Here is a 6814-nt window from a genome sequence, read left to right as displayed (position 1 = left end):
CGGCGAGCGCCTGGTCGTCAGCGATCTCGAATGACACTTCGACGGTGCCCGGCCGCCGGCGCAGTTCGTTCTCGGCGCCGGCGGCGGCGCCGTCGAGCGGCCGATAGCGCTCGATGCCCTGCGCCGACTGATAGGCGTTGCTGTCATATTTGCCCATGGGCAGTGGGGTGATCGCCACCACCGCCTCCATGATGCGCTCGACATCGGCGGCCGGCGCCTGGAATGTGACGAGCAGAAGCAGTTCCATCCTGAGGGATTTGGTTTCAAAGCCGCTGTCGATCATCGCAATTCTCCTGCCTGGCGTTGGAGGCAGGGTATAGCAGGGGTGCTGCTGACACGGTGATGTCAGGATGCCGGGTGCCGGCGGCGTCCGCCGCTAGAGAATCTTGCGCACCAGCCTGACCAGGACCAGAAGCATGTAGGCGGCGAAGAAGATCGCCAGCGACCAGCCGAAGCCCGAGGGGCCGAAGGCGTCCATGCCGATGCCGATCGCCTGCGGACCGATCACCATGCCGACGCCATAGCACAGCACGAAGGCCGCGTTGGCGGATGCCAGCTCATGGCCGGAAAGCTGCGAGCCGAGATGGGCAAGGCCGATCGTGTACATGGCCGCGACGACACCGCCCCAGACAAACAGAAGGGCGGCCATAAGATGCCAGTTCTGCGCGAAGAAGGGCATGAAGACGGTGCCGATCAGGCCGACGGTGGCGCAGCCCAGAAGCAGATGGCGCCGGTCCGAGACACGGTCGCTGATCATGCCGATCGGGATCTGCAGAAGCACGTTGCCGAGCCCGATCATCGTCAGCAGAAGTGCAGCGTCGGCCTCGGAATAGCCGATCCGGCTGCCATAGACGGGGAAGAGCGAGAAACCGCCGGTCTCGACCGCGCCGAAGACAAGCACAGCGAAGGTCGCCGTCGGCACCAGCCAGACGTAGCGCAGGAAATGGCTGGTCTCGCTCTCGGCGACGATGGTCGGGCTCTCGTTGCGGGCCGCCAACACTGGAATCGCGGCAAGCGTGACCAGCGCTATGGTGACGCCGAATGGCAGGAAGCCCGAACTGCCGAGATGGGCGAACAGCCAGGGTCCGGCGGCAAAGCCGAGCGACAAAACGGTGGCGTAGATGCCAAGCACAAGGCCGCGGCGGTTCGGCGGCGCGGAGGTGCTGATCCAGAATTCCGACAGGATGAACAGCACCGTCAGCGAGATATGCAAGGCGACGCGGAGCGGGAACCACATCCAGAAATCCGGCGCGAAGTGAAAGCCGACGAACGCGAGCGCGCCGATGGCGATCATCAACAGCATGGTCCAGGCGACGCCGAGCCGCATGGCAAGCGGCGTGGCCAGAGGCGCGCCGGCGATCGAGGCGAGGCCGGCGACGGCCGTGTTGAGGCCGATCATCGATGCGGAGTGGCCGCGGCTTTCCAGAATGACGCTTAGCAGCGGCATGCCGAGGCCGATGGCGATGCCGACGACGCTGATCGAGGAGATAGCCGCGACCATCGGCAGCCAGTGTACGCGTTCGTCGCCCTGTTGTTGGGTATCGACCGTCATGGGACCAAAATGCTCTGCTTCTAAAGGACTTCGCGGACGAAGCGGTTGCGGACGAGCCGGAAGAACGGCACGGCGCCGCCCGGCCGCAGCAAGGGATCCTCTGCAAGCCGACCTTCCAGTTCTTCCAGGATCATGCCGGTGATGTCCGGGATGTCGGCCTTGCGGGCATCGGCAAGCGGCAGCCAGACGAGTTCCTCCAGCTCGTTGGTCGGGCCGCCGCCGGGCAATTCCACGGCAACGTCGTGGCGCCAGGCGCTGAAGAAGCGCGTGTCGAAACGGCGCACGCGATTGGGCGGGGTGATGGCGCGGGCGACGAAGCGGAGCACGTCCAGCGACGGGATGACGCCATGTTCGGCGAAACCCTGCCAGTCGCGCTTCGCGGTCGAGAAGGCGCCCTTGCGGCCGATCAGCAGGCCGGCTTCCTCATAGGTCTCGCGAATCGCCGACAGGGCGATTGCTTGCGCCCGCGCCGCGCTGGCGCGGCCGGGGCCGGCGACCAGCTTTTTCTCTTCTTCGCCGCGCAGAGGCGCGCCGACGGCAATGCGGCTGTCCGCGGGATCGGTGCGGCCGCCGGGAAAGACGTATTTTCCGGGCATGAAGGCATGCCTGGCGTGGCGCCTGCCCATCAGCACCAGGACATCCTTGCCCTGGCGATCGAGCAGAATAAGCGTCGCGGCATCACGCGGACGCAACGCCCGGCCGCTGCGCACGGCCAGGCCCTTATCGAGCTTGTCGACATCCGCCTTGGTCATTCCTTCCATGCGCCCGACCTAGCGGAAACTTCCTTGCTGTGAAAGTGGCTTGCGCGTCGCGGCTTTTGAACCAGGGCGGACAGCGGTGCGACCTGGCTTACGAATGGCTCTCGAATTCATCCTTCTCGCCGCCGAAGCCGTGCATATAAAGCGCCCATTGCAGGCCGATGACGGCGCCCTTGACCGGTTGCAAAAGTGCGAGCGCGAGAATGATGGTCAGCGGCACCCAGATCAGCGCGTGCTGTAAGTTTGACAGCGTGGTGGTCGCCTCCACTGCCATGAACGAGCCAACCACGATGTGGCCGACAATGACAATGACCAGATAGGCAGGCAGGTCGTCCGCGCGATGGTGATGGATCTCCTCGCCACAGACGCTGCACGTGTCGACGGTCTTGGTGAAGGCGTAAAACAGCTTGCCTTCGCCGCAACGCGGGCAACGGCCGAGAAGGCCGCGCTTGATCGCCGTCCACAGCGGACGGGCGACACGGCCAGAGTGATGCTCGCCACCAAAAACCTGTTCTTCCACATGCGAATCGCCTGGCATCATCTTCTCCTGCCGCGCGGACCGACGCGCGGTTGCGACGCGCGGGCGCGGCCCTTGGCCTTGTGGAACGACCGCCTCGAGCCGGGCAGGGGCTTCGGGTCGGTCAGCATCTCGAAACGCATCGCACCGGCCATCGGCGCGACTTCGACCAGCCGAACTTCGACGCGGTCGGCAAGCTGATAGCCTTTGCCGGTGCGTTCGCCGAACAGCGATCGGGCGGTTTCGTCATAGATATAGTAGTCGCCGCCCAGAGTTGACACCGGAATAAAGCCGTCGGCGCCATACTGCGGCAATTGGACAAACAGCCCCGCCTTGGTGACGCCGGAGATGCGCGCGTCGAACGTGTCGTTGACGCGCTCGGCGAGATAGGCGGCGATCAGCCGGTCGACCGTATCGCGCTCGGCGGCCATGGCGCGGCGTTCCGTGGCCGAGATCAGCGCGGCGACCTCTTCCAGCCGGTCCGCCTCCTGCTGCGTCAGCCCGCCAGGCCCAAGTCCAAGCGCCGAGATAAGCCCCCGGTGGACGATCAGATCGGCATAGCGGCGGATCGGCGAGGTGAAATGCGCGTAGCGACGGAGGTTGAGGCCGAAATGGCCGATGTTCTTCGGCGAGTACTCCGCCTGGCTCTGCGAGCGCAGCACCACTTCGTTGACCAGCGCCTCGTTGTCGGCACCGCGCACCCGCTCCAGAATGCCGTTGAACTGGCTGGGCCGCATCTGCGCGCCGCGCGCCAGAGACAGGCTGAGCGTTTGCAGGAACTCACGCAGCGATTCCTGCTTGGCGAGCGACGGCGCGTCATGGATGCGGTAGACGAGGGGCTCTTTCTTGCCCTCCAGGGTCTCGGCGGCCGCGACATTGGCCTGGATCATGAACTCCTCGATGAGCTTATGCGCGTCGAGACGCTCCGGCACGACGACCCGGTCGACGGTGCCGTCCGGCTTCAGCAGGATCTTGCGTTCCGGCAGGTCGAGCTCCAGCGGCTGGCGGGCGTCGCGGCCGCGCTTCAGCACGGCATAGGCATCCCAGAGCGGCTTCAGGACGCTGTCGAGGAGCGGCCGGGTCTTGTCGTCGGGCACGCCGTCGATCGCGGCTTGCGCCTGCGGGTAGGCGAGCTTGGCCGCCGACTTCATCATCACACGGTGGAAGGAATGGCGCAGCTTTCGGCCTTCCGAGGAGAAGGTGATGCGCACCGCGATGGCCGGCCGGTCCTCGCCTTCGCGCAGCGAGCAGAGGTCGTTGGAGATGCGTTCGGGCAGCATCGGCACGACCCGGTCCGGGAAATAGACCGAATTGCCGCGCTTCAAGGCTTCGCGGTCGAGCGGCTTTCCATAGCGCACATAGGCCGCGACATCGGCGATCGCCACGGTGACGACGACCCCGCCGGGATTCTTCTCGTCCGTGTCGGGCGTGGCGAAGACAGCATCGTCATGGTCCTTGGCGTCGGCCGGATCGATGGTCACCAACGGCAGGTCGCGCCAATCCTCGCGGTGATCGAGCGTCGCTGGTTTCACCGCTTCGGCCTCGGCAATCACATCCGCCGGAAAGACATGGGGGATGTCGTGGGCATGGATGGCGATCATCGAGACCGCCTTTTCGCTGCTCAAGGATCCCAGCACCGCCAGCACTTTTGCCCTGGGCAGCCCGTAACGTGATGCCCGCGCCGGCTCGACCTCGACGAGATCGCCGTTCCGGGCGCCGTTCTGGAATTCCTTGTCGACGATCAGCTCCGGCTGGCGGCGTTCGACGGGCTCGATGCGGAACGTGCCGTCCTTCAGCACGCGGAAGACGCCGAGCACCGCGTCGCTGCGCTTCTCGAAGATCTTCATCACCCGGCCGGTATAGGCGGGGCCCGACGGGTCGTCGGTCGGGAAGGTTTTGGCAAGCACACGGTCGCCGATGCCGGGCGCCGGGCCGCCGGCGCCGCGCGAGATGCGGATGGCGATGACGGGCGGAGAACCGGCGCCGGTATATTCGCTCGGATTGGCCAGGAGCACGCCGTCTTCGTCTCGGCCGAAAATATCGAGCACGGCGACGTGAGGCACTGCGCCGGCGCGGGTCAGGCGCTTGCGCTCCTTGTTGAGCAGACCTTCATCCTGGAGATCGCGCAACATGTCCTTCAGCCAGACGCGATCCTCGCCGCGCAGCGCAAAGGCCTTGGCGATCTCGCGCTTGCCGGAGCGGTCGGGATTTTCGGCGATGTAGCGCAGGATCTCGTCGCGCGAGGGCCGATAGTCGTCCTTGACCTTGGCCCTCGTGTCGGCGTGGCGCGGATCGCCGTGGCTTCTTCCGGAGATCCTGCGCGCCACGTCCTGCTACCCCTTCTTCGCCGCCCTGCGGAAGGGCTTTTTGCCACCTCCGCCCTTGGCTTCCTTTTCGGCGATCAGGGCGAGCGCCTCTTCCATCGTCACCGATTGCGGGTCCTTGCCCTTGGGCAGCGTCGCATTGACCTTGCCGTAATTGACATAGGGCCCGTAGCGGCCGTCGCGTACCGTGATCTTGCCGCCGCCGTCCGGATGGTCGCCAAGCTCTTTCAGCGCCGCCGGCGTGGCGCCGTTGCGGCCGCCCTTGCCCTTCTGCTGCTTCTCGGCGATCACCGAGACGGCGCGGTTCAGGCCGATCGAGAACACGTCCTCGATGCTCTCCAGATTGGCGTAGGTGCCGTCATGCAGCACGAACGGGCCGTAGCGGCCGAGGCCGGCCGAGATCATCTTGCCGGTTTCGGGATGTTTTCCGACGTCGCGCGGCAGAGCCAGCAGGGCCAGCGCCTTCTCGTGGTCGATCGACTCGGGCGTCCAGCCCTTGGGCAGGCTCGAGCGCTTGGCGTCCTTGCCTTCGCCGCGCTGGATATAGGGACCGAAGCGGCCGCTCCTCAGCGTGATTTCCTCGGCCGTGTAAGGATCCTTGCCGAGCAGCCTGACGCCGTCCTCGCCATTGCCGTTCTCGCCATTGGGGTTGGCGGCGTCGCCGAGCTGGCGGGTGTAGGAGCACTCCGGATAGTTCGAGCAGCCGACGAAAGCGCCGAACTTGCCGAGCTTCAGCGACAGATTTCCGGTGCCGCATTTCGGGCAGATGCGCGGGTTGGAGCCGTCTTCGCGCTCCGGGAAGACAAGCGGCGCGAGCTCTTCGTTGAGCGCATCGAGCACGTCGGTGACACGCAATTCCTTGATGTCGTCGACGGCGCCGGAGAAATCCTTCCAGAAGTCGCGCAGAACGTCCTTCCAGGCGAGCTTGCCGTCGGAAATCTCGTCGAGCTTCTCTTCGAGCGAAGCGGTGAAATCATATTCGACGTAACGCTCGAAGAAGCTTTCGAGGAAGGCCGAGAGCAGCCGGCCCTTGGCCTGCGGCACCAGCTTGCGCCGGTCGATGGTGACGTAGTCGCGATCCTCGAGCGTCTTCAGGATCGCGGTGTAGGTCGATGGCCGGCCGATGCCGAGCTCCTCCAGCTTCTTGATCAGCGACGCCTCGGAATAGCGCGGCGGCGGTTCGGTGGCGTGCTGGGTGGCGTTGATCGCCTGGCGGGCAAGTTGCTCGCCGGAGCGGATCTCGGGCAGGCGGCGGCTCTCCTCGTCCTCCGCGTCCTCGTCCTTCTGGTCGGTATAGGCGGCGATGAAGCCATCGAAGCGGATGACCGAACCGATCGCGCGCAGCTCGGCGGTGCGAGCGCCGTTGACGGCCTCGATCTCGGCCGTGGTGCGCTCGATCTCGGCCGGCTGCATCTGGCTGGCGATGGCGCGCTTCCAGATCAGCTCGTAGAGGCGGGCCTGGTCGGCGTCGAGATATTGCCGAACGGAAGCCGGCGTGCGCCGGAAATCGGTCGGGCGGATCGCCTCGTGGGCTTCCTGGGCGTTCTTGGCCTTGGTGGTGTAGAAACGCGGCTTCTCCGGCAGGTATTTCGCACCGAATTCGCTGACGATGGCGTTGCGGGCGGCCTCGATCGCCTCCGGCGCCATCTGCACGCCGTCGGTT

The 6814-nt window shown here is 65.7% G+C and carries 5 protein-coding genes and 1 pseudogene; all 6 read right to left on the bottom strand.

Annotated elements, in window-relative coordinates; all coding sequences use genetic code 11:
* Positions 1–283, bottom strand: a pseudogene (locus tag EOA24_RS22905) (hypothetical protein); the annotation flags it as partial.
* 93 nt (positions 284–376) lie between these two features.
* Positions 377–1552, bottom strand: a complete 1176-nt coding sequence (locus EOA24_RS22900; protein WP_126082392.1) for an MFS transporter — start codon at positions 1550–1552, stop codon at positions 377–379.
* A 20-nt stretch (positions 1553–1572) separates the two neighbouring features.
* Positions 1573–2313: an NUDIX hydrolase gene (locus EOA24_RS22895; protein ID WP_126082393.1), complete on the bottom strand. Its 741-nt coding sequence runs from the start codon at positions 2311–2313 to the stop codon at positions 1573–1575.
* Between the two features lie 88 nt (positions 2314–2401).
* Positions 2402–2848 carry a DUF983 domain-containing protein gene (locus EOA24_RS22890; protein WP_126082394.1) on the bottom strand — a complete coding sequence of 149 codons (447 nt, stop codon included), beginning with the start codon at positions 2846–2848 and terminating at the stop codon, positions 2402–2404.
* The gene (rnr, locus tag EOA24_RS22885; RefSeq protein WP_126082395.1) at positions 2848–5154 is read right to left on the bottom strand and encodes a ribonuclease R; all 2307 of its coding nucleotides are present in this window, start codon (positions 5152–5154) and stop codon (positions 2848–2850) included. The genes EOA24_RS22890 and rnr overlap by 1 nt, the downstream gene beginning before the upstream one ends.
* Before the next feature lie 6 nt (positions 5155–5160).
* The coding region (locus EOA24_RS22880) for a DNA topoisomerase (RefSeq protein ID WP_189354147.1) at positions 5161–6814 on the bottom strand (1654 nt) is incomplete at its 5' end.

The sequence above is a fragment of the Mesorhizobium sp. M2A.F.Ca.ET.039.01.1.1 genome (assembly GCF_003998035.1).
Classification (GTDB): domain Bacteria; phylum Pseudomonadota; class Alphaproteobacteria; order Rhizobiales; family Rhizobiaceae; genus Mesorhizobium.
This window is presented reverse-complemented; position numbering and strand designations above follow the sequence as displayed.

Bases quoted from the DNA above. Each gene is read 5' to 3' on its own strand.
- EOA24_RS22900 (WP_126082392.1), bottom strand. From the start codon at position 1,552: ATGACGGTCGATACCCAACAACAGGGCGACGAACGCGTACACTGGCTG.
- EOA24_RS22895 (WP_126082393.1), bottom strand. From the start codon at position 2,313: ATGGAAGGAATGACCAAGGCGGATGTCGACAAGCTCGATAAGGGCCTG.
- EOA24_RS22890 (WP_126082394.1), bottom strand. From the start codon at position 2,848: ATGCCAGGCGATTCGCATGTGGAAGAACAGGTTTTTGGTGGCGAGCAT.